The sequence below is a fragment of the Micromonospora solifontis genome, from assembly GCF_003725545.1.
Taxonomy (GTDB): domain Bacteria; phylum Actinomycetota; class Actinomycetes; order Mycobacteriales; family Micromonosporaceae; genus Micromonospora; species Micromonospora solifontis.
In genome coordinates, this window is sequence record NZ_RJLN01000018.1 from 1 (window position 1) to 21,088 (window position 21,088).

16 protein-coding genes and 1 pseudogene are annotated in these 21,088 nt (G+C 72.4%); 6 read left to right on the forward strand and 11 right to left on the reverse strand.

Features of this window, described 5'->3' with window-relative positions; genetic code table 11:
- Positions 1 to 420: cellulose binding domain-containing protein (locus EFE23_RS08770; RefSeq protein WP_199736981.1), on the forward strand; the 420-nt coding region annotated here is incomplete at its 5' end.
- A 63-nt stretch (positions 421 to 483) separates the two neighbouring features.
- Here the strand turns inward: EFE23_RS08770 and EFE23_RS08775 are convergent.
- The 6 genes from EFE23_RS08775 to EFE23_RS08800 all read right to left on the reverse strand — a co-directional run bounded on the left by EFE23_RS08775 (position 484) and on the right by EFE23_RS08800 (position 9,983).
- A complete protein-coding gene (locus tag EFE23_RS08775; protein ID WP_123240412.1) occupies positions 484 to 3,345 on the reverse strand; it encodes a discoidin domain-containing protein in 2,862 nt (953 codons plus the stop codon).
- A gap of 118 nt (positions 3,346 to 3,463) precedes the next feature.
- Positions 3,464 to 5,050, reverse strand: coding sequence for a glycoside hydrolase family 13 protein (locus tag EFE23_RS08780; protein WP_199736982.1), 1,587 nt, complete (start codon positions 5,048 to 5,050; stop codon positions 3,464 to 3,466).
- A 148-nt stretch (positions 5,051 to 5,198) separates the two neighbouring features.
- Positions 5,199 to 6,086 (reverse strand): carbohydrate ABC transporter permease, encoded by an 888-nt coding sequence (locus EFE23_RS08785; RefSeq protein ID WP_123240414.1) that lies wholly within the window; start codon positions 6,084 to 6,086, stop codon positions 5,199 to 5,201.
- 12 nt (positions 6,087 to 6,098) lie between these two features.
- Entirely contained in the window at positions 6,099 to 7,055 is a 957-nt protein-coding gene (locus EFE23_RS08790; protein WP_123240415.1) for a carbohydrate ABC transporter permease, read from the reverse strand.
- 77 nt (positions 7,056 to 7,132) lie between these two features.
- Positions 7,133 to 8,512 (reverse strand): ABC transporter substrate-binding protein, encoded by a 1,380-nt coding sequence (locus EFE23_RS08795; protein WP_123240416.1) that lies wholly within the window; start codon positions 8,510 to 8,512, stop codon positions 7,133 to 7,135.
- Positions 8,513 to 8,981: 469 nt separating this feature from the next.
- Positions 8,982 to 9,983, reverse strand: coding sequence for a LacI family DNA-binding transcriptional regulator (locus EFE23_RS08800; protein WP_123240417.1), 1,002 nt, complete (start codon positions 9,981 to 9,983; stop codon positions 8,982 to 8,984).
- A 66-nt stretch (positions 9,984 to 10,049) separates the two neighbouring features.
- Here EFE23_RS08800 and EFE23_RS08805 point away from each other — a divergent pair.
- Positions 10,050 to 11,916: pseudogene (locus EFE23_RS08805) on the forward strand (glycosyl hydrolase family 28-related protein).
- Between the two features lie 83 nt (positions 11,917 to 11,999).
- On the opposite strand, the gene EFE23_RS08810 reads toward EFE23_RS08805, so the two are convergent.
- Positions 12,000 to 12,365, reverse strand: coding sequence for a DUF6841 family protein (locus tag EFE23_RS08810; protein WP_148058425.1), 366 nt, complete (start codon positions 12,363 to 12,365; stop codon positions 12,000 to 12,002).
- Positions 12,366 to 12,634: 269 nt separating this feature from the next.
- Between EFE23_RS08810 and EFE23_RS08815 the strand changes: the two genes are divergently transcribed.
- From EFE23_RS08815 to EFE23_RS08825, 3 genes are read left to right on the forward strand one after another with little or no spacing between them, the layout of a single operon-like run.
- On the forward strand, positions 12,635 to 13,465 hold the full coding sequence (locus tag EFE23_RS08815) for an ABC transporter ATP-binding protein (RefSeq protein ID WP_233600923.1): 831 nt from the start codon (positions 12,635 to 12,637) through the stop codon (positions 13,463 to 13,465).
- Positions 13,422 to 14,258, forward strand: a complete 837-nt coding sequence (locus tag EFE23_RS08820; protein ID WP_123240419.1) for an ABC transporter permease — start codon at positions 13,422 to 13,424, stop codon at positions 14,256 to 14,258. Before EFE23_RS08815 ends, EFE23_RS08820 begins: the two co-directional genes overlap by 44 nt.
- Positions 14,255 to 16,726, forward strand: a complete 2,472-nt coding sequence (locus EFE23_RS08825; RefSeq protein WP_199736983.1) for a glycoside hydrolase family 65 protein — start codon at positions 14,255 to 14,257, stop codon at positions 16,724 to 16,726. Before EFE23_RS08820 ends, EFE23_RS08825 begins: the two co-directional genes overlap by 4 nt.
- Before the next feature lie 78 nt (positions 16,727 to 16,804).
- On the opposite strand, the gene EFE23_RS08830 is transcribed toward EFE23_RS08825, so the two are convergent.
- Positions 16,805 to 17,614, reverse strand: a complete 810-nt coding sequence (locus tag EFE23_RS08830; protein WP_123240420.1) for a SigB/SigF/SigG family RNA polymerase sigma factor — start codon at positions 17,612 to 17,614, stop codon at positions 16,805 to 16,807.
- A gap of 268 nt (positions 17,615 to 17,882) precedes the next feature.
- On the opposite strand from EFE23_RS08830, the gene EFE23_RS08835 reads away from it, so the two are divergent.
- Complete coding sequence (locus EFE23_RS08835) at positions 17,883 to 18,395, forward strand: DinB family protein (protein WP_158675842.1); 513 nt, start codon at positions 17,883 to 17,885, stop codon at positions 18,393 to 18,395.
- Between the two features lies 1 nt (position 18,396).
- Here the strand turns inward: EFE23_RS08835 and EFE23_RS08840 are convergent, their stop codons facing one another.
- The 3 genes from EFE23_RS08840 to EFE23_RS08850 are packed head-to-tail and all read right to left on the reverse strand — an operon-like array spanning position 18,397 to position 20,971.
- Entirely contained in the window at positions 18,397 to 18,954 is a 558-nt protein-coding gene (locus EFE23_RS08840) for a GerMN domain-containing protein (protein WP_123240422.1), read from the reverse strand.
- The gene (locus tag EFE23_RS08845; protein ID WP_123240423.1) at positions 18,954 to 20,306 is read right to left on the reverse strand and encodes a sensor histidine kinase; all 1,353 of its coding nucleotides are present in this window, start codon (positions 20,304 to 20,306) and stop codon (positions 18,954 to 18,956) included. Before EFE23_RS08845 ends, EFE23_RS08840 begins: the two co-directional genes overlap by 1 nt.
- A complete protein-coding gene (locus tag EFE23_RS08850) occupies positions 20,303 to 20,971 on the reverse strand; it encodes a response regulator transcription factor (protein ID WP_123240424.1) in 669 nt (222 codons plus the stop codon). Before EFE23_RS08850 ends, EFE23_RS08845 begins: the two co-directional genes overlap by 4 nt.
- Positions 20,972 to 21,088: the final 117 nt, after the last annotated feature.

A 21,088-nucleotide genomic window follows, 5' to 3' on the forward strand; every position in this document is an offset into this window, starting at 1 on the left:
GAGGCGGGCCGGTCCCGTGCGCCCCGGGCCACCCGCAGCAGCGCCGCCGCCACCGTCCCGAGTTCGACGGCCTCGCCCCGCCGCACGCGCGCGGCGAGCGCGTCTCCGGTGGCGCTCGCGGCCACCTACCGGACGGTCTCCGACCGGGTCTTCGGTTACCGGGGTGAGGTGGTGGTGAGCAACCCGGGCGGCGCGGCGAAGCAGAGCTGGACGGTGGTCGTCACGCTCGGCTCCGGCGCCACGGTCGGCAGCGTCAACGGGGCGGAGGCGACCCAGGAGGGCGACGTCGTCACCTTCACCGGGGCCGCGGTGCCGGCCGGCGGGTCGGCCACGATCCGGTTCGACGTACGGGATCCGGACCCGCTCAGCCAGGCGCCGAAGGGCTGCACGATCGACGGCAACCCCTGCGCGGGCGCGTAGCACAGGTCGCCTTCTTCCCGGGGGTCCGGGGTCCCCGCCGCGTCGCGGGGACCCCGGGACCGGTCAGTTCGCGTAGACCTCGAACTCGCCGAGCTGGCCGGCCGGCCAGCCGGTGTTGCCGGTGAAGGTCAGCCGCAGGTGGCGCACGGCGGTGGCCGGGACGGTGACGGTGGCGGTGTTGCCGGTGGCCGGATCGAAGGGGTAGCCGGCCGACGCCTGCACGGTGGTCCAGGTCGACCCGTCGGTGGAGCCGAGCACCGACAGGGTCTGGGTGCGCGTCTGCCAGGCCGCCGACGGCGGCAGCTTCAACACGATCCGGGAGACCGGGTACGCCGCGCCCAGGTCGACGGTCAGCGACTGGGGGAAGGCGTTGTTGGCGCTCTCCCAGTACGTGCCGGCGTTGCCGTCCACCGCGTTCGCCGCGCCGTACACGTCGGCGTGGCTGGTCTCGGTGACCGGGCGGCCGGCGGCGAGGTTGCCGCCGGGCGGCGGCGTGCTGGTGGGTGGCGGCGTGGTGGTCGGCGGTGGGGTGGTGGTGCCGCCGTACACCTCGAACTCGGCGACCTGCGCGGCGGGCCAGCCGGTGTTGCCGGTGACGGTGAGCCGGACGTACCGCCGGTCCCCGGCGGGCAGCGGGATCGACACCGTGTTGCCGGTGGCCGGGTCGAAGGTCCAACCGGCCGACCCCTGCAGGGTGGTCCAGGTCGACCCGTCGGTGGAACCGAGCACCGACAGGGTCTGGGTACGCCGCTCCCAGCCCGGTGGCAGCTTCAGCACCACCCGGTCCACGGCCCGGGTCGCGCCGAGGTCCACGGTCAGCGTCTGCGGGAAGGCGTTGTTGGCGCTCTCCCAGTACGTGCCGGCGTTGCCGTCCACCGCGTTGGCCGCCGCGTACGTCTGGGTGGTGCTGGACGCGGTGGCCGGGCGCCCGAGGGCGAGGTTGCCGCCCGACGGCGGCGGGGTGGTGGTGGGTGAGGGGCTCGGCGTCGGGCTGGTGGGCGTCGCGCTGGGCGGGGTGGACGGGCCGTCGCCCCACTGCGGCTCGGGCCACGGACCGCAGTACGGGCTGGCCGAGTACCAGCCGGAGTTGCCGGTGCCCTGGGTGATCTGGAAGCCGCTGCCGACGCAGTTGTACATCGGGTTCGGCTGGGCGATGCCGGTGGCCCGGACGTTGGTGAAGCTGACCTGGCTGGGCGCCTGCACCTGAAGCGCGAACGTGCCGGCGCCGTCGATGCGGACGTTGGTCAGGTTGATCCCGCTGGTCTGCCCCTCGATCCAGTGCAACGCGGCGTACGAGCTGTCCAGGATGTCGGTGTCGGTGACGTTGATGGTGGCGCCCTGGATGGGCTCGTTGAGCGCGGAGAACCAGAGCGCGCCGACGCCGAACCGCCAGTTGTAGTCGGAGTTGCCGTTGCGGATCAGGGTGTTGCGGGCGACGGTGATCGTGCCGGCCACCGCGGTCGGCCCGTTCACCCCCGGATAGCGGTTGGCCACGTGGATGCCGCCGCCGTTGGTGACCGAGTCGGCGGTCACGTTGTCGGTGATCCGGATGTCCCGGCCGCCGTAGGTGACCAGGTTGTTGGCCAGGATGGTGACGCCGACGGTGTTGTGGGTGAAGGCGTTGTTGACGTTGGGGACGTTCTGCGCCCACATGGCCAGGCCGTCGTCACCGGTGTTGCGGACGAAGGTGTTGGTCACGGTGGAGTTGGTGACGCCCCAGTGGAAGTTCACCCCGTCGGCGGTCTGGTCGAGGATCCGGCTGTTGCGGATGGTGAGGTTGTCCATCGGCCCGTCCATCCAGGCGCCGACCTTGGTGTGCTGGAGCCAGAGGTTGTCCACCACCGAGTTCGACATCGCCCCGCCCAGGGCGTTGACCTGGTCCTCGTCGACCCGCTCGCGGATGTCGCCGATGATGGCGAAGTCCCGGAGGGTGACGTTGCGGCTGGGCCCGCCGGCCTCGTGCGGCCGGATCTCGCCGCCGTAGCCGCCGCCGGCGACGTACTTGCCGTAGATGCCGGCGGCCCGCTTCCGATCGGTGGGGTGCCGGCCACCGAGCACCGAATACCACGGCCCGGCGCCGCGCAGGGTCACCCCGTCGACCACCACGTGGTCCCACAGGGTGAAGGTGCCGGCGGGGATCCACACCGGCTTCCCCTGCGCCCGGCCGGCGTCGACGGCGGCCTGGAACTTCGCGGTGGAGTCGGTGGCGCCGGTCGGGTCGGCGCCGAAGTCCGTGACCACGTCCAGCACGCCGGCCGGCTTGGGGATCTGCCCGCCGACCAGCTCGAAGTCGGCCAGGTCGATGGTGAAGGTGGGTGACTGGGCGGTCGAGGAGACCTGCAGCCTGATCTTCGTGCCGGCCGGGTAGGTGGCGCCGAACAGCGTCCGGGCCTCGTCGTAGAAGTGGTGCGGGTTGGTGTCGCCCGGGTTGTTGTTGAACGGGTATCCGCCGTAGTACCAGCCGTACCGGGAGGTGACCGGGACCGCCTTCACCAGCGCGCCGTCGGCGCGCAGGTCGATGGTGGCGTCCCGGCCGGTGCCGGCGGCGTTGTCCGGCAGGCTGTACCGGAAGGTGACCGCGTCGGCCGGTGCGGTGAGGGTGAACTCGACGTACTCGCCGACGGCGTCGAGGGTGACCGCCTCGCGGCCGGAGGCCTCCGACGGCAGGGTGCCGTAGTGCCGGTCGGGGCCGATCCGGGTGCCGGTGTGGACGGCCCGCTCCGCCTCCTGCTCGACGAATCCGACGGTGGCGCCCCGGCCGGCGATGTCGAACGGGGACAGCCCGGCGGCGCGGGCGGGGGTGGCGGCGGAGGTGAGCGCAACGACGGTGATCGAGGTGGTGGCGAGCGCGGCGGCGGCCACGGCGGCCAGCCCGGCGCGGAGCCGGCCGCTTCGATGGTGGTGCGGGGTGGTGTGCTCGGCCATGAGGGGTGTGCTCCCTTTCGTCGGTGGCCAGGTCCCCCGTGGGTGCGGTTGCTCCTCCCTCCTCCCGGTGGTGCGGCGGGGCCGGCGGCCCGGACGGGCCGCCGGGCGGCGGGTCGGCTCAGCGGGTACGCAGCCAGACGGCGGTGTCCGGCGGCACCCGGCCGTCGTGCAGCGGCCCGCTGGCCAGCAGCAGCCGGTCGTGGTCGGGCAGCGGCACGGCCGTGTCGGAGAGGTTGACCAGGCAGGCGAACCCGGGCTCGCGGGCGAAGGCGAGCACCCGCTCGGGGGCCGGCAGCCAGGCCAGCGTGCCGTCGCCGAGGGCGGGTTCGCGCCGGCGCAGCGCGATGGCCGCCCGGTAGAGCTCCAGCATCGAGTGCCGGTCGCCGGTCTGCGCCCGGACCGTCCGGTCCTTCCAGTCGGCCGGCTGGGGCAGCCACGGTGGAACCGCCGCGCCGTCCGGGCTGAACCCGAACGGCGGGGCGTCGCCGGCCCAGGGCAGCGGCACCCGGCAGCCGTCCCGGCCGGGGTCGACCCGGCCGGAGCGTTCCCACATCGGGTCCTGGCGCAGCTCGTACGGGATGTCCTCGACCTCCCAGAGGCCCAGTTCCTCGCCCTGGTAGACGTACGCCGCACCGGGCAGCGCGAGGGAGAGCAGCGCGGCGGCGCGGGCCCGGCGGGTGCCCAGCTCCAGGTCGGTGGGGATACCTTCGCGCTTCGCGGCGAAGCTGAACGTGGTGTCCGCCCGGCCGTAGCGGGTGACGTGCCGGGTGACGTCGTGGTTGGACAGCACCCAGGTGGCCGGCGCGCCGACCAGCGCGTGCGCGCTCAGCGTCCCGTCGATGCTCGCCCGTAGCGGCGCGGCGTCCCAGGCGCAGCCGAGGAAGTCGAAGTTGAACGCGGCGTGCAGTTCGTCCGGGCGCAGGTAGTTGGCGAACCGCTGCCGGTCCGGCAGCCACACCTCGCCGATCAGGGCCCGGTCGCCGGGATACCCGTCGGCGATCCGCCGCCAGTCGCGGTAGATCTCGTGCACGCCGTCCCGGTCCCGGAACGGGTGCGGCCGGTCCGGCGTGGTCTCGGGCAGGCTGCCATCCTTGACCAGCAGCCCGGCCGAGTCGATCCGGATGCCGTCCACCCCCCGGTCGAACCAGAACCGCAGGATGTCCTCGAACTCGGCCCGCACCCGCGGGTGGTCCCAGTTGAAGTCCGGCTGCTCCGGGGCGAACAGGTGCAGGTACCAGTCGCCGGGGGTGCCGTCCGGGTCGACGGTGCGGGTCCAGGTGGGGCCGCCGAACTCGCCGACCCAGTCGGTGGGTCGCTGGTCACCGCCGGGGCCGCGGCCGGGACGAAACCAGAACAGCTCCCGTTCGGGCGCGTGCGGGCCGCCGGCGAGGGCCGCCCGGAACCAGGGGTGCGCGGCGGAGCAGTGGTTCGGCACCACGTCGACGATCGTCCGGATGCCGAGCGCGCGGGCCTCCGCGATCAGCGCCTCCGCCTCGGCGAGGGTGCCGAAGACCGGGTCGATGTCCCGGTAGTCGGCCACGTCGTAGCCGGCGTCAGCCATCGGGGACGGGTACCAGGGGCTGAACCAGATCGCGTCGACACCGAGCTCGGCGAGGTAGCTCAGCCGGGACCGGATGCCGGCGAGGTCGCCGACGCCGTCGCCGTCTCCGTCGGCGAAGCTTCGCGGGTACACCTGGTAGATCACCGCTCCACGCCACCACGGACCGTTGCCTGCTGTGGACACGGGCACCTGCTTTCTGCGTCGTACGTCGGCGGGTTCGCCGGACCTGAGGGTGGGCCGGGCGAACGGTCGTCGTTCGCCGCGGGGACTGGCTGGGGGCGCGCCGGTGCGGTCAGCCCTTGAGGCTGCCGGTGGTCAGGCCGGACATGATGTTCCGCTGGAAGACCAGGAAGATGATCACGGTCGGGATCGCGGCGATGACCGAGGCGGCGATCACCACGTTCATCGGGGTGCCGCCGGCGAAGGCGTAGATGCCGACGCTGACCGTCCGGGTCTCGGGCGACGGCATGACCAGCTTCGGCCAGAGGAAGTCCTTCCAGACCGCGGTCACCGCGAAGATCGAGACCACGCCGAGGATGGGGCGCGACATCGGCAGGATGATCGACCAGAGGGTACGCAGCGGCGTGGCCCCGTCGACGAGGGCCGCCGCCATGAGGTCCTCGGGGATCGAGTCGAAGAACCGCTTCAGCAGGAAGATGTTGAACGCGTTCGCGACCAGGGGCAGCCAGATGGCGAACGGCGAGTCGAGCAGGTTGAGGTGCAGGATCGGCAGGTCGATCACCGTCACGTACTGCGGGACGATGAGGACCATCGCGGGGATCATCAGCGTCGCCAGCATCAGGCCGAGGATGGCGTTACCGAAGACCGGCCGCAGCTTCGACAGCGAGTACGCCGCGGCGGTGTCCAGGACGAGCTGGAACAGCACCGCGCCGACCGCGTAGTAGAACGTGTTGAACAGCAGCTTCGCGAGGTTCAGGTTGGTCCACGCGTCGACGTAGTTCTGCGGCTGGGGGTCCTGCGGGAACAGCGACGGCGGGGTCTGCGCGATCTCCTGGCCGGACTTGAGCGCGCCGGTGACCATCCAGTAGAGCGGGCCGATGAAGACGAGGGTGAAGCCCACGACGACGACGGTGAGCAGCGTCCAGTAGAGCACCCGGCCGCGCCCCCGGCGGAGCTGGGCGTGGGAGATGAGGGTCCGGGTCCCGGAATCCTGTGCCATTCCTCGTCCGTCCTAGTCCTGTTTCGCGGTCAGCCGCACGTAGCCGGCGGAGAAGCCGGCCAGCACGACGAGCATGATCACGCCGAGCGCGGCGGCGCCGTTGAGGTCGTTCTGGAAGAACCCGTGCTGGTAGATGAGGTACGCCACCGACGTCGCCGAGTCGCCGGTGCCCGCGCCGTTGGCGAGGATCAGCGGCTCGATGAAGAGCTGCATGGTGGCGACGATCTGCAGCATCGCCAGCAGCGCGAGGATCAGCCGGGTCTGCGGGATGGTCACGTTGACGATCCGCCGCCAGATCCCGGCACCGTCCAGTTCGGCCGCCTCGTAGAGCTCACCGGGGATGTTCTGCAGCGCTGCCAGGTAGATCAGCACGGCGCTGCCCATGTTCATCCAGGTCGACGCGATCACCATCGCCGGCATCGTCATTCCGGGCGACTGCATCCATTCCGACGTCGGCAGGTGCAGTGCGCTCAGGGTGGCGTTGAACAGTCCCGCCTCGCTGGGGTCGTACGCGTAGAACTTGAAGAGGAAGAGCGCCGAGGCCGGCGGCAGCATCACCGGCAGGTAGACCAGGATCCGCAGGTACCCCTTGGCGTGGCGGAACTCGTTGAGCAGGATCGCCACGAGGAACGGCACCGCGTAGCCGAGGACGAGCGCCAGGATTGTGAAGTAGAACGTGTTCTTCCAGGCGGTCCAGAAGCTCGGGTCGTCGACGATGCGGGCGTAGTTGTCCCAGCCCACCCAGGTGGTCTGCCCACGCCGGGTGCGCTGGAAGCTCATCACGACGCCGCGGACCATCGGGTACCAGGAGAAGACGGCGAAGCAGAGGACCGCGCCGATCAGGAACGCGTGCCCGGTGAGGTTGTCCCGTACCTTGCGGCCGAGGCTGGTCCGCCGCCACCCCGACGGGTACGGGGGCGCGGGGCGACCCGGTGCGCCGGTGGCACCCGGGGCGGTGGTGATCGCCAAGACATCTCCTGCGGGTGGTAGGTGACCGGGCGGGGCGGGGTGCGGGGGCCGGTGCGCCGGCCCCCGCACCCGTCGGCTCAGCTCCCCGCGGCCAGCAGCTTGTTGACCTTGTCCTCGGCGGTCTTCAGCAGCGCGTCGATGTTCGCGTTCGGGTTTGTCAGCACCCCGGACATCGCCGCGTCGAGCACCGCGTAGATCGCCTGCGCGTTGCGCGGCTCCCCCTTGATCGGCACCGGGTTCGCCTCGAAGGCGGCGAAGTTGGCCGTGTCGACGTTCGCGTTCGCCTTGCGCAGGTCGAGTTCCTGCTTCTGCGCGGCGCTGCCGTTGGCGAACAGCAGCGGCTGGGGCAGGCCCACCGGGTAGTTCTGCGGCTTGGACCGCACGTAGTCGAACTGGCCCTTGCCCGGGGTCAGCTTCTGGTACGCAATCCACTTCAGACCGGCCTTGACCTGCTCCGGGGTGAGGCCCTTCTTGAAGAAGTAGCCTTCGCCGCCCCCGAGGGTCGCCTTCGCCGGGCCGTCCTGGCCGGGCAGCGGACCCATCGCCCAGTCCTGGAACTTGCCCTGGAACTGGCTGACGATCGCCTGGGTGGTGTCCGGCGCGCCGATGAACATGCCGACCTTGCCGGCGCCCGCGTTGGTCAGCAGGTCGCCCCACTGCAGCAGCTGGCGGCTGCCCATGCTGTTGTCGCCGTACCGCATGTCCTTGAGGTTCTGCAGGACCTGCCGGCCCATCGCGTTGTTGAAGTCGGCCTTCTTGCCGTCCGGGGTCAGCACCTGGCCGCCCTGCGAGTAGAGCAGCGAGGTGAAGTGCCAGCCGCCGGTGTTGCCGGCGCTGTACTCGGCGTAGCCGGCGATGCCGTCGCCGAGCGCGGCGATCTTCTTCGCGGCCGCGCGGACCTCGGGCCAGGTCTTCGGCGGGTTGTTCACGTCCAGCCCGGCCCGCTGGAACAGGACCTTGTTGTAGACCAGGCCCATCGAGTAGTTCTTCACCGGGACGGCGTAGAGCTTGCCGCCGTCGGTGAAGACCTCCTTGAGCGCCGGGTCGACGCTGTCCCAGGTCGGGATCGTGTCCTTGTTCGCGTACGGCGTGATGTCCATCGCCTGACCGGAGTCGAGCACCTGCTGAAGATCGGTCATGTACCCGTAGAACACGTCGGTCACGGTGCCGCCGGCGAGGCGGGCGGTGAAGTCCGGCGGGTTGTTGCACTGCTCGCCGACGCTGACGCTCTTGATGACGATGTCGGGGTTCTGCCGCTGGAACTCGGCGACGTCGTCGTTCCAGTTCTGCAACAGCTCCTTCTGGGAGCCGACCGGCTGGCAGTCGACCGTGATGGTGACCTTGCCGCCGGCGTCCTTCCCCGGGTCGTCGCCCTTGGTGGAGCACGCCGCCAGGCTGAGGCCCAGGCCGGCCACGAGCGCTAGCGCCGCAGCCTTCCGGTACTGCGGTACGGACATCTGTCCATCCCTTCGGGAACGGGTGTATCCATGGCCTTCGCTGATCTGCGGTGATCGTCAGCGTGGGGAACGCGGCTGACCGCCGGCATTCGCCACGCGACCTTGCGACCTCCCCCGGCCGCTGCAGCCGGGCCGGGTGTGAGTGCAGTCACCGTAGCGAAGGCGACTCATTTCAGCAAGGTTTCGACCGAGCACCGAAAAGACCCGACTGTTGGCCGGCAGATGACGACGGCAAGGCCGGCCGTCGACCCGGCGGGGAAGATCGCCCCGGGTCGCGGCAGGGCGGGGTGTGGTGGTCGGCGCACGGCCCGGGTTGCGGCACGGGGTGGCCACGTCGTCCAGCCAGGACCCGGGTCGCGGCATGCCGAGGAGTCAGAGGTTGGCTGGTCGCGGCAACGACGACAGGGCCGTCGACCGCGAGCGGCGGTCGACGGCCGGGGGCCTGGGTTACGTGCGGGTCGGGCGGCGGTCAGCGACCGGGCGCCGGAGCGGTGGAACCGCGTACCACCAGCTCGGGCTCGAACAGCAACTCGTCGTGCAGCACGCCGGCCCCCTCGATCTGGGTGACCAGCAGGTCGACCGCGGCCTGCCCCATCGTCTCGATCGGCTGCCGCACGGTGGTCAGCGGCGGGTCGGTGCAGGTCATGAACGCGGAGTCGTCGAAGCCCACCACCGACACGTCGGCCGGCACCGCCCGGCCCAGTCGCCGGGCGGCCCGGATGGTGCCGAGGGCCAGCACGTCGCTGGCGCAGATGATGCCGGTCACGCCCCGCTCGACCAGCTTGGTGGCCGCGACCCGGGCACCCTCCATCGAGAAGCTGGACCGCTCGACGTGCCCCGTCCCCTCGGTCCACCCGGCGGCCCGGGCCATCGCGTCCAGCTTGCGCCGGGACGGGACGTGGTCCTCCGGGCCGAGCACCATGCCGATCCGCTCGTGCCCCAGCGACCGCAGGTGCCCGTACGCCTGCTCCACGGCGACCGCGTCGTCGGTGGACACCCGGGGGAAGCCGAGCTCGTCGACGCCCGCGTTGACCAGCACCACGGGCAGACCCCGGTCGGTGAGCCGCCGGTAGTGCTCGTGCGAGGCGTCCGCGAGGGCGTACGACCCACCGGCGAAGATGACCCCGGAGACCTGGTGGTCGAGGAGCATCTCGACGTAGTCGGACTCGGGGACGCCGCCGATGGTCCGGGCGCAGAGCGCCGGGGTGAAGCCGCGCTGCGCCAGCGAACCGGTCACCACCTCGGCGAGCGCCGGGAAGATCGGGTTCTGCAGTTCGGGCAGGACCAGGCCGACCAGCCGGGCCCGTTCGCCGCGCAGCTTGGTCGGGCGCTCGTAGCCGAGGACGTCCAGGGCGGTCAGCACCGCGGTCCGGGTCGCCTCGGACACGCCGCCGCGGCCGTTGAGCACGCGGCTCACGGTCGCCTCGCTGACGCCCGCCTTGCGGGCGACCTCCGTCAACCTCTTCGTCACGCCGCAATCCTAGGCCGCGATCCTGCAAGAAATGAACCGGCCGTTGCTCAGCGGCGCAAGAAGTCGATGATCGCTTACCGCGACCCCGCCGTCGCCCTCGCCGTACCGACCGGAGGCGCCGCGGTGGCGGCCGGCCCGGCCGGCACCGGCCCGACCCCGGTGGTCACCCGGGCCGGCCTCGACCCCGCGCTGGTCGCCGGCCGCGGCGCCACCGTGGACTTCGTCGAGCAGGAGGCCGAGCAGGCCCGGGACCACCGGCACCGTCATCGGCCCCGACCGCGCCGCCTACACCCTGGCCGGTGAGGCCTCCGGGCGCCGGGCGGTCCGGCTCTCCCCCGGCCAGCACGTCGAGTTCACCCTGCCGGCCGCGACCAACGCGATCACCGTCCGGTACAGCATCCCCGACGCCCCGGGCGGTGGCGGGATCACCGCGCCGCTGCAGGTCACCGTCGGCCGGGGGCCCACCCGCACCATGACCCTGACCTCGCGGTACGCCTGGCTCTACAACCAGTACCCGTTCGCCAACGACCCCGACGCCGGGCTGCTGCACCCCGACTGGTGGATCACCGAGTGCTCCTGCGTGCCGGCCGCGACCACCCCGGCCCCGGCGTTCGCCACGCCGTTCCGGCCGCACCACTTCTACGACGAGCAGCGCCTGCTGCTGGGGCGCACGTACCGGGCCGGCGAGGTGGTGCGGCTGACCGCCCCGATCGGTGGCGGCGCCGCCTGGACGGTGATCGACCTGCTGGACACGCACCTGGTCGGCCCGCCCCGGGTGGTGCCCGGCGCGGCGAACGTGCTCGCCTTCGGCGCCGACCCGACCGGCCGGCGCGAGTCCGCCGACGCGTTCGACCGGGCCGTCGCGTACGCCCGCCGGGCGCACCGCACGCTCTACCTGCCGCCCGGCACCTACCAGGTGAATCGGCACATCGTGGTGGACGACGTGACCATCGTGGGCGCCGGCAGCTGGCACACCGACTTCGCGATCGAGGGCGACGTCCGGGAACGCGTCGACACCGACCAGGTGAACGCGATCGGCGGGGCGCTGAACGACTCCACCATCGACGCCCTCTACCTGCACCACACCAAGGTCGGCATGTGGTTCGACGGGCCGATGACCGACCTCCGGGTCACGAACACGGTGATCGCCGACCAGATCGCCGACGGGCTCAACTTCCACACCGGCGTCACCCACTCCTCGGTCTCGCACAGCTTCGTCCGTAACACCGGCGACGACGGCCTGGCCATGTGGTCGGAGGGGACGGCGAACGCGCACAACACCTTCGACCACAACACGGTGCAGTCGCCGGTGCTGGCCAACGGCATCGCGCTGTACGGCGGCACCGACAACACGATCTCGGCCAACCTGGTCGCCGACCCGGTCCGCGAGGGCAGCGCCATCCAGGTCGGCTCGCGGTTCGGCGCCGAGCCGTTCGCCGGCCGCCTCCGGATCGCCGACCACACCACGGTCCGGGCCGGCGGGTACGAGCTGAACTGGAACATCGGCCTCGGCGCCATCTGGTTCTACGCGCTCGACCGCAGCATCGACGCCGACATCCAGGTGGTCGGGGACGCGTTCCTCGACAACACCTACAACGCGATCATGCTGGTCAGCGACTGGCCGGTGAAGGACACGGTGGCGATCAGCAACGTCCACTTCCGGGACCTGCGGGTCGACGGCACCGGCACCTCGGTGGTCAGCGCCCGTACCGCGGGCTCGGCGTCCTTCGAGAACGTCGACGCCCGCAACGTCGGGGCGGTCGGGGTCAACAACTGCGGCTCGTTCCACTTCACCCCGGCCGGCGCCGAGTTCCACCTCACCGACCTCGGCGGCAACGACGGCGGCTGGCTCGCCCCCTGGCTGCTGCCCAACACCATCACCTGCGACGACCGCCCTCCGGTGGTGCCGCCGCCGACCCCGGCGCCCTGGTGACCGGTTCCGTCCGCACGCGGCTCGGTGGGTGGCGCACCCGCCGAGCCGGCCCGGTCAACGGCTGGTGCTGACGGCCGGACGCCTCAAGCGCCCGGCAGCCCCTGGTGGTTGAGGTAGAGCACCACCCGGAACCGCTCGCCGTCGTCGTGCAGCAGGTACGACGACGCCAGCCGGACCGGCGCACCGCCGGCCGCGCGGGGGGCGTCCCAGTCGGTCCGGGCCAGCACGTACCGGTCGTCGAGCCGCTGGCAGGTCAGCCCGGTCAGCGTCGCGGGGCCGAGCCCGGCGTCGGCGAACAGCCGCGCCCGCCGGGGCAGGGCGGCGAGGAAGGCGGCCCGGGGCACCGGCCGGGCGCCGGCGTCGTCGGCCAGCAGGAACGGATCGCTGAACAGGTCGCCGAAGCCGTCCGGGTCCCCCGGCGTCGGGTGCGAAGGCGGCGAAGAAACCACGGAGTCGGGCCTCAAGGGTGGACGTCGGGGGCATGGCGGCTGGTCCTCTCGGTGAGCCGGCCGCGCCAGGTCGGCGCGGCCACGATCGCCTCCGAGGTCGGCGGAGCCCCTCCCCCCCGAGGTGCCGCCACGCTACCAGCCAGAATCCGACATATTACCACATTAATCCACGGAGATCAAGTGCCGCCGGGCTCGTCCCGCCTCATCCGTGCGGCCCACGATCGCCGACATCAGGCCCGGGTACGGGCACCCCTCACTATTTTCAACTGGTGCAAAGCTCGCCAACCGCCCCGAGCCCTGGCGACGCCGTGGTCGTCCGCGGACTCACCCGGCGGTTCGGCGCGGCGGTGGTCGTCGACCGGGTCGACCTGGCCGTGCCGCACGCTGCGGTCTTCGGGCTGCTCGGGCCGAACGGCGCGGGCAAGACGACCCTGATCAAGATGCTGATCACGTTGCTGGCGCCGTCCGAGGGCACGGCGACCATCGCCGGCTGCGACGTACGCACCCGGCCCGCCCAGGTCCGCCGCCTGGTCGGGTACGTCCCGCAGCTGCTCTCCGCGGACGGCGCCCTGACCGCGGAGGAGAACCTCGTGGTCTTCGCCCGCCTCTACCACATCCCGCGGGCACAACGCCGGGCCCGGATCGCGGACGCCCTCGCATCGGTCGGGCTGGCCGGGTCGGCCACCAAGCTGGTACGCGACTTCTCCGGTGGCATGGTCCGCCGGCTCGAGATCATCCAGTCGATGCTGCACCGTCCCCCGGTGCTGTTCCTCGACGAGCCGACGATCGGACTGGACCCGGCCGCCCGCCACGACATCTGGGCCGAGCTGCGCCAGGTCAACGCGACGGAGCAGACCACGCTGTTCATCACCACGCACGACATGGAGGAGGCCGACGCCCTCTGCCAACAAGTGGCGATCATGCATCGGGGCAGGGTCATCGCCCAGGGCACACCGGGTGAGCTGAAGGCGCGCGTCGGACCCGACGCCAACCTCGACGACGTCTTCATCGCGCTCACCGGAGGAGGAACGCAGGGCGTGGAGGAAGGGGGTTTCGGTGCCGCCGGCCGGGCCAGGCGTACCGCACGGCGTCTCGGTTGAGCCGCTCCGCCAACCCGCCGGGCCCGTACGGTTCGTCGAGGACACCGCGGCCATCGTCGCGGTGGAGATCCGCAAGCTGCGCCACGACCCCCTGGAACTCCTGACCAGGGCGGTCCAACCCGTGCTGTGGCTGCTCGTCTTCGGCACGGTGATGGCGCACGCCCGGGCCATCCCGACCGGAGGCCTGCCGTACCTCGATTTCCTGGCGCCCGGCATCCTGGCGCAGAGTTCCCTGTTCGTGGCCATCTTCTACGGCATCGCGGTGATCTGGGAACGGGACCTGGGCGTGTTGAACAAGTACCTGGTCAGCCCCGCGTCCCGCCCTGCGCTGGTGCTCGGCAAGGCGCTGTCGGCCGGCGTGCGCTCGCTCGCGCAGGCGGTGATCGTCTATCTGGTCGCCGCCGGGCTGGGCGTGCACCTGCGGTGGGGACCGCTGGCGCTGGCCGGCGTCGTGGTGACCGTCCTTCTCGGCGCCGCAGTGTTCGCCACCTTCTCTTTGATCATCGCCTGTCTGGTGAAGACGCGGGAGCGGTTCATGGGCATCGGGCAGATCCTCACTATGCCCCTCTTCTTCGCGTCCAACGCCATCTATCCGGTGGCCCTGATGCCGCCGCCGCTGCGGTGGCTGGCCCACCTCAACCCGCTCACCTACCAGACGGACCTCCTGCGGGCGCTCATGCTGTCCGCCGGGCGCAGCGCCTTCGGCCTGCCCCGGGACCTCGCGGTACTGATCGGCTCGCTCGTGCTGCTGGTCGGCCTCGCCGCCCGCCTCTGTCCCCGGGTCGTGCAGTGAGCGGGGCCCCGGTGGAGCCGGACCCGGGCTGCGCACTGTGCACCGCCGACCTGCCCGCGGCGTGGGTACTCGACTATCCGGACGGCGACCCGGCGGGGGAAGGCACCCGGGAGACCATGCTGACCCTCGGCAACGGCTACCTGGCCACCCGCGGGGCGGCCCCGGAGGCGTCGGCCGACGGCGTCCACTACCCGGGCACCTACCTCGCGGGCTTCCACAACCGCCTGCCGGGCGGTGCGGGCCGGCCCGACGGCGAGGAGAGCATCGTCAACCTGCCCAACTGGCTGCCGTTGACGTTCCGCCCCGCCGGCGGCGACTGGTACGCGCCGGGCCGGGCCCGCCGCGTGCACGAGCACCGGATGCTGGACCTGCGCCGCGGCGTCCAACTGCGGGAGCTGGTGGTGGTCGATCCCGACCGGCGGCGCACCCGGCTGCGCCAGCGACGGCTGGTGTCGATGGCGAACCCCCACTTCGCCGCGCTGGAGACGAGCATCGTCGCGGAGAACTGGTCCGGCCGGCTGGAACTGCGGTCCGGCATCGACGGCGGGGTGTCCAACGCCGAGACAGCGGCCCGGGTCGGCGCCGGCGGTCGGCACCTCGCCGACGTCACCGGCGGCGCGAACGACGACGCGATCTGGTTGACCGCCGTGGCGGCCGGGTCCCGGCAGCCGGTCGCGGTCACCGCCCGGACCACGGTCGGTGTCGTCGACGCGGCCGCACCGGCCACCCGGACCGTGGTCCGGGACGCGGCCGCCGTGGCGGAGATGTACGCGATCGACGTACTCGCCGGCACGCCGATCACGATCGACAAGACGGTCGCGGTGTTCTGCGGGCGGGACCGGGCGGTGCACGATCCGCTGACCGCGGCGGCCGAGGCACTGCGCTGGGCCGGCACGTTCGCGGTGCTGCTGGCCGACCACGTCGCCGCGTGGGACCGGCTGTGGTCGCGGTTCCGCCTCGACGTCGGCGAGGAGCACGTCTGGCAGCTGCCACTGCGGGTGCAGACCTTCCACCTGCTGCAGACCCTGTCGCCGCACACCGTCGACCTGGACGCCGGGGTGCCGGCCCGCGGGCTGCACGGGGAGGGCTACCACGGGCACGTCTTCTGGGACGAACTGTTCGTCTATCCGTACCTGAACCTGCGGCTGCCGGAGCTGACCCGGGCACTGCTCGAATACCGGTACCGGCGGCTGCCGGCGGCCCGACGGCAGGCCGCGGCCGCGGGGATGGCCGGCGCGCTGTTTCCCTGGCAGAGCGCCACCAGCGGCCGGGACGAGAGTCCCGTCCGCTCCCCCTCCCCGGTCACCGGCGAGTGGCAGGACGACCGCACCGGCCGCCAACACCACGTGAACCTCGCCGTGTCCTACTCGGTGTGGCGGTACTGGGAGACCACCGGCGACCTGTCCTTCCTCCTCGACCACGGGGCCGAACTGCTGATCGCCACCGCTCGCTTCTGGGCCGGCCTGGCCACCTACGACCCGTCGGACGACCGCTACGACATCCGTGGCGTGCTGGGGCCCGACGAGTACCACGACGGCTACCCCGGCCGCGCCGGCCAGGGGTTGGACAACTGCGCGTACATCAACGTGATGGTCGCGTGGGTGCTCGCCCGGGCGGACGAGGCGTGCGTCCTACAGGACCGCCACCCGGGCGCGGCGCCGTGGCGGGCGGCCGCCGTTCCGGCCGGCGAACGCCGGCGCTGGACCCACATCGCCCGCCGGCTGCGGCTGGTCTTCCTGCCCAACGGGCTCCTCGCGCAGTTCGCCGGCTACGGCGACCTGGTGGAGCTGGACTGGGACCGGTATCGGCGGCGCTACGGCGACCTGCGGCTGCTCGGACCGCTGCTGCAGGCCGAGGGGGACGACCCGAACCGTTACAAGATCTCCAAGCAGGCCGACGTGCTGATGCTGCTGTACCTGTTCAGCGCCGAGGAACTCACCGCGTTGATCCGCGGCATGGGCTACCACTTCGACCCCGCCAGGATCCCCGCCACCGTCGACCACTATCTGTCCCGCACCACGCACGGTTCGACGCTGAGCCGGATCGCGCACGCCTGGGTGCTGGCCCGTACCGACCGTCGTCGCTCGTTCCACATGCTGCTGGACGCGCTCGGCACCGATCTGGCCGACCCCGCGCACAGCTCGACCCGGGAGGGCATCCACCTCGGCGCCACCGCCGGCACGCTGGACATCCTGCAACGTTGCTACACCGGGTTGGAGGTGCGCGGCGACGTGTTGCGCCTGAACCCGGTGCTGCCGGAGGGGATGGACCAGCTCGACTGCGTGCTGCGGTACCGCAACCGGCTGCTCGTGCTGCACGTCGACTGCGACCAGGTGCGGATCTCGGCCGGTCCGGGCGCCGACCCGCCCGTCCCGGTGGCCGTCCAGGAGCAGGTCCACCTGCTCGCCGCCGGCGCGATCGTCACCGTCCCCCTCCGACGGCGCGACCCGGGCGCGGACCGGGCCTGACGACGCCCACCCACCCCCGGGCACAGACGCACCGCCGCCCGTGGGGAGCCGGGTGGCGGTGCGTGGGTCGGTGCCGGATCAGGCCTCGGTGAGCTGGCCGCGCAGCTTGGTGAGCGCGCGGGCGAGCAGCCGGGAGACGTGCATCTGGGACACGCCGACCCGGGTGGCGATCTCGCTCTGCGTCAGGTTGCCGTAGAAGCGCAGGGTGAGGATCTTCTGCTCCCGCTCGTCGAGGGTGGCCAGGGCCGGGCCGAGCGAGGCACGCAGCTCCGCCAGCTCGTACTCGTTGTCGTCGGCGCCGAGGGTGTCGCCGAGCTCGGTGGCGCTGTCGCCGTCACCGATCGGGGTGGACAGCGACACGGCGTTGTAGGCGCGCGCGCCTTCCAGGCCCTCGAGCACCTCCTCCTCGGTGACGTCGAGGTGGGCGGCGATGTCCGCGACGGTGGGCGCCCGGTTGAGCGTCTGGGTCAGGGTGCTGTTCGCCTCCGAGATGCGCAGCCGCAGTTCCTGGAGTCGGCGCGGGACGCGGATGTTCCAGGTGCGGTCGCGGAAGTGCCGCTTGATCTCACCGAGGATGGTGGGGATCGCGAAGCCGGCGAAGTCCACGCCGCGGGAGGCGTCGAACCGGTCGACCGCCTTGATCAGCCCGAGGGCCGCGGTCTGGGCCAGGTCGCCGGCGGGCTCGCCCCGACCGCTGTAGCGGGCGGCGAGGTGGTTGGCCAGCGGCAGCCACGCCTCGATGACCTGGTTGCGCAGCGCGGGCCGGTCGGGGTGCCCCTCGGGCAGCGTGGCCAGGGCGGCGATCAGCTCGCTGGCGCGGGACTCCTCACCGGTCGCCGCGGCGCGGTGCACGTCGGTGGTCGTCGGGGCGATGGTCGTCGTGGTCATGCGGCCCTTCCTGTCCTGAGGAGAACGGGTGCCTCCCAGCACCGGTCGTGCCAGCCACACTAGACCAAAGTCTGTCGACTAATCAACCGAACGGATGATGGATATAACACCCATAACCCCCCATAGCTCTACCAAATGCGCCGGTTCGGGTGCGTCCAGGGCCACAGGACTGGTCAATCCGGGCGCGCCCCGGGCGACGCCGCCCCGTCTGCGGCGCGTGCGGCACGCCGGGTCGAGGCGTGCGCGGCGCGGGCATATCCTCCGTGTCGTGGAGCGCTGCGACGAGTGTCTGTTCGTCTACTCCGAGGTGCCGGGCGAGGCGCTGCCGGCCCTCCTGCGAGGTCTGGGTGGACGGTTCACCGCCGCCCTCGGCGAGGTGCCGGACGTACGCCGGCGCCCGGCGCCCGGTGTCTGGTCGCCGCTGGAGTACACCTGCCACGTCCGGGACGTGCTCCGCGTGCAGGGCGAACGACTCGCCCTCGCGCTCCGGGTCGAGGAGCCGACGTTCGTCCCGATGGGTCGGGACGAACGCGCCCTGACGGAGCGGTACAACGACCAGGAGCCGGCGACCGTCCTGGCCGAACTCGGCACGGCGGCCCAGGAGCTGGCGGCCCGGTTCGCCGGGCTCGGCCCGGCGCAGCTGGCCCGCACCGGCGTCTACCCGTGGCCGGAGCGGCAGGTCCGGACGCTGCTCTGGCTCGGGCAGCACACGGTGCACGAGGGCGAGCACCATCTGCTCGACATCCGCCGGGGCGGTGGAGCCGCCGCCACCGACGGATGAGTCAGCGGCGCAGCAGCGGCCGGTAATCCGCCGCGGTGAGCGGCAGCGCGGAGAGCGAGCCGTCGGCGCGCGGCACCTCCAGCGGCTGGCCGTCGCGCCGGAACCCGACGCTGTCGACGTCCGCGCGCTGGGTCAACGTGCAGACGATCTGCCCGAAGGCGAGCACCTCGTCACTGCGGCCGGCCTCCTCACCGGCCTCCCGTACGTCGACCGTCACCACGGCGCCGGTGGTGCTGGCCCCGGCGACCGTGATCGTGCCCGGCAGGGCGCTGGACAGGCCGCGTTCCCGTTCCCCGTCGTCGGGGCCGGCGAGCAGGTGCTGCAGGTGGGTGTCGACGCTGGAGACGCCGTCGACCCGGCGGGTGACGGCCGCCAGCCCGTCGCCCCGGACGAAGCAGAGGGTCTCGTCGACCCGGCCGTCGGGATCGGTGGTGGCCGTGCCGGTGGCGGCGGGGAACGAGCCGGGCGGGGCCGACACCGGCCGGGGCCGGTCGTCGACTGGCACGCCACAGCCGCCGAGCAGCACCACGAGCAGGACCGCCGGGAGGGCTCCTCGCATCACCGCACCTCCGCCAACTGGACCCGGAACCGGGCGCCCTTCGGCTCCCGGTCGACGACCGTGGCCCGCCCGCCGTGCGCGGCGGCGTGCTGGGCCACCAGCGCCAGCCCGAGTCCGGTGCCGTCGGTGCCGGCCCGGGCGTGCGCGGCGCGGCCCCGGACGAAGCGGTCGAAGATGATCTCCCGGTCGGCGTCCGGCACCCCCGGGCCGTCGTCGTCGACGTCGATCGTCCCGACCGAGCCGTCCACCAGCGAGAGCCGCACGGCCACCGGTCCGCCGCCGTAGCGGACCGCGTTGTCGAGCAGGTTGAGCAGGATCTGCTCGACCCGCCGCCGGTCGACCCGCCACTCGGTCGGCGTGCCGGCGGGCACCCGCACGAGGTGCTCCGGCAGCGCGCGGGCGGCGCATGCCTCCCGGGCCAGCACCCCGACGTCGACGGTCTCCCGCTGGGCGGGCTGCTCGGTGCGGGCCAGCTGGATCAGGTCGTCGACCAGGCGCTGGAACCGATCGACCTCGTCGGCGACCAGGCCGGCGGCCGTGGCGGTACGTTCGTCGTGGTGCTCCCGGCGGCGGGTCAGCACGCTGGCGGCGGCGGCCAGGGTCTGCAACGGCGAGCGCAGTTCGTGGCTGACGTCGGCGGCGAACCGGCGGTCCCGCTCGATCCGGCGCACCAACTGGTCGACCATGTGGTTGAACGAGGTGGACAGCCGGGTGAGGTCGGGGTCGGTGGTGGGGTCCAGCCGGGTGGCGAAGTCGCCGGCGGCGATCCGCTCGGCCGCGTCGGCGACCGCGGTGAGCGGACGCACGCTGTGCCGGGTGGCGTACCAGCCGAGCGCCGCGCCGGCCCCGGCGACCATGATGGCGACGGCGGTCAGCGCCAGGCCCACCACCTGGAAGGTCTCCTCGACCTCCCGCAGCGAGGTCAGCTCGTAGTAGCCCACCCCGGCGGAGAGCGGAACACCGACCAGCAGGGTCGGCTGCCCGTCGATCCGGATCCGTTGCACGCCCGGGTTACCGGAACGGACCAGCTGCTGCAGCTCCAGAGGGACCGCGCCGCCGCCGGTCTCCGCGGTGCGGGCGTACCAGCCGTCGGGCAGGTGCAGCAGGGGCCGGCGGATGCTGCCGGTGTCCAGGGACCGGAGCACGGCCACCACGTCCGGGCTCTCCGTGTCCAGCCCCGACCGGACCACGGCGGCGTCGTAGTAGGCGGCCCGGACGGCCGTGCGTTCCCGCTCGTCGAGCAGGGAACGGCGGATCAGGTCGTAGGAGAACAGCGCCATCGACGCCGCGAGCAGCAGCGCGCCGACGGCGAAGGCCGCGGTCACCCGGGCGCGCAGTCCGAGCCGGGTCATCGTTGCAGCTTGTAGCCGAGGCCACGCAGGGTGACCAGGTGACGCGGCTTGGTCGGGTCCGGCTCGATCTTCTGCCGCAGCCGGCCGACGTGCACGTCGACCAGGCGCTCGTCGCCCGTGTCGTACCCCCAGACCCGCCGCAGCAGTTGCTGCCGGGACAGCACCCGGCCGGCGTGCTCGGCCAGCTCGCACAGCAGCCGGAACTCGGTCCGGGTGACCGCGACCGGCCGGCCGGCGCGGCGCACCTCGCCGGCCTCCGGACTGATCTCCAGGTCGCCGAAGACCTGCGCGGGGACCGCGGTCGAGCGGCCCCGCCGGCGCAACGCCCGCAGCCGGGCGGAGAGTTCCTTGACGGCGACCGGCTTGACCAGGTAGTCGTCCGCACCGGCCTCGAGCGCGGCGACGATGTCGTGGGTGTCGTCCCGGGCGCTGACCACCACGATCGGGACGTCGTCGTCCCGGCGCAACTGCCGGATGCACTCGAAACCGTCGATGCCGGGCAGCATCAGGTCGATCAGCACGTTGTCCGCCGGGGTCTCCCGCTGCCTCCGCAGCCCCTCCTCGGCGGTGCCGGCTCCGTACGCCGTGTAGCCCTCCTCCTCAAGGGCGAGCAGCAGCGCGAGCCGGATCCGGTCGTCGTCCTCGATCACCAGTACGGCCGTCATGCTCGCATCATCCCCGGCCGAGCCCGGGTCACCCAACCGTGTCAGCCGGTCCGGGCTTTTGTCACACAACTGTCATCCAACCGCGCGAGGACCTCCAAGATCGCTGCGGAGAGTGGT

Bases quoted from the DNA above. Each gene is read 5' to 3' on its own strand.
- EFE23_RS08775 (WP_123240412.1), bottom strand. From the start codon at position 3,345: ATGGCCGAGCACACCACCCCGCACCACCATCGAAGCGGCCGGCTCCGC.
- EFE23_RS08785 (WP_123240414.1), bottom strand. From the start codon at position 6,086: ATGGCACAGGATTCCGGGACCCGGACCCTCATCTCCCACGCCCAGCTC.
- EFE23_RS08795 (WP_123240416.1), bottom strand. From the start codon at position 8,512: ATGTCCGTACCGCAGTACCGGAAGGCTGCGGCGCTAGCGCTCGTGGCC.
- EFE23_RS08830 (WP_123240420.1), bottom strand. From the start codon at position 17,614: ATGACCACGACGACCATCGCCCCGACGACCACCGACGTGCACCGCGCC.
- EFE23_RS08840 (WP_123240422.1), bottom strand. From the start codon at position 18,954: ATGCGAGGAGCCCTCCCGGCGGTCCTGCTCGTGGTGCTGCTCGGCGGC.
- EFE23_RS08845 (WP_123240423.1), bottom strand. From the start codon at position 20,306: ATGACCCGGCTCGGACTGCGCGCCCGGGTGACCGCGGCCTTCGCCGTC.
- EFE23_RS08850 (WP_123240424.1), bottom strand. From the start codon at position 20,971: ATGACGGCCGTACTGGTGATCGAGGACGACGACCGGATCCGGCTCGCG.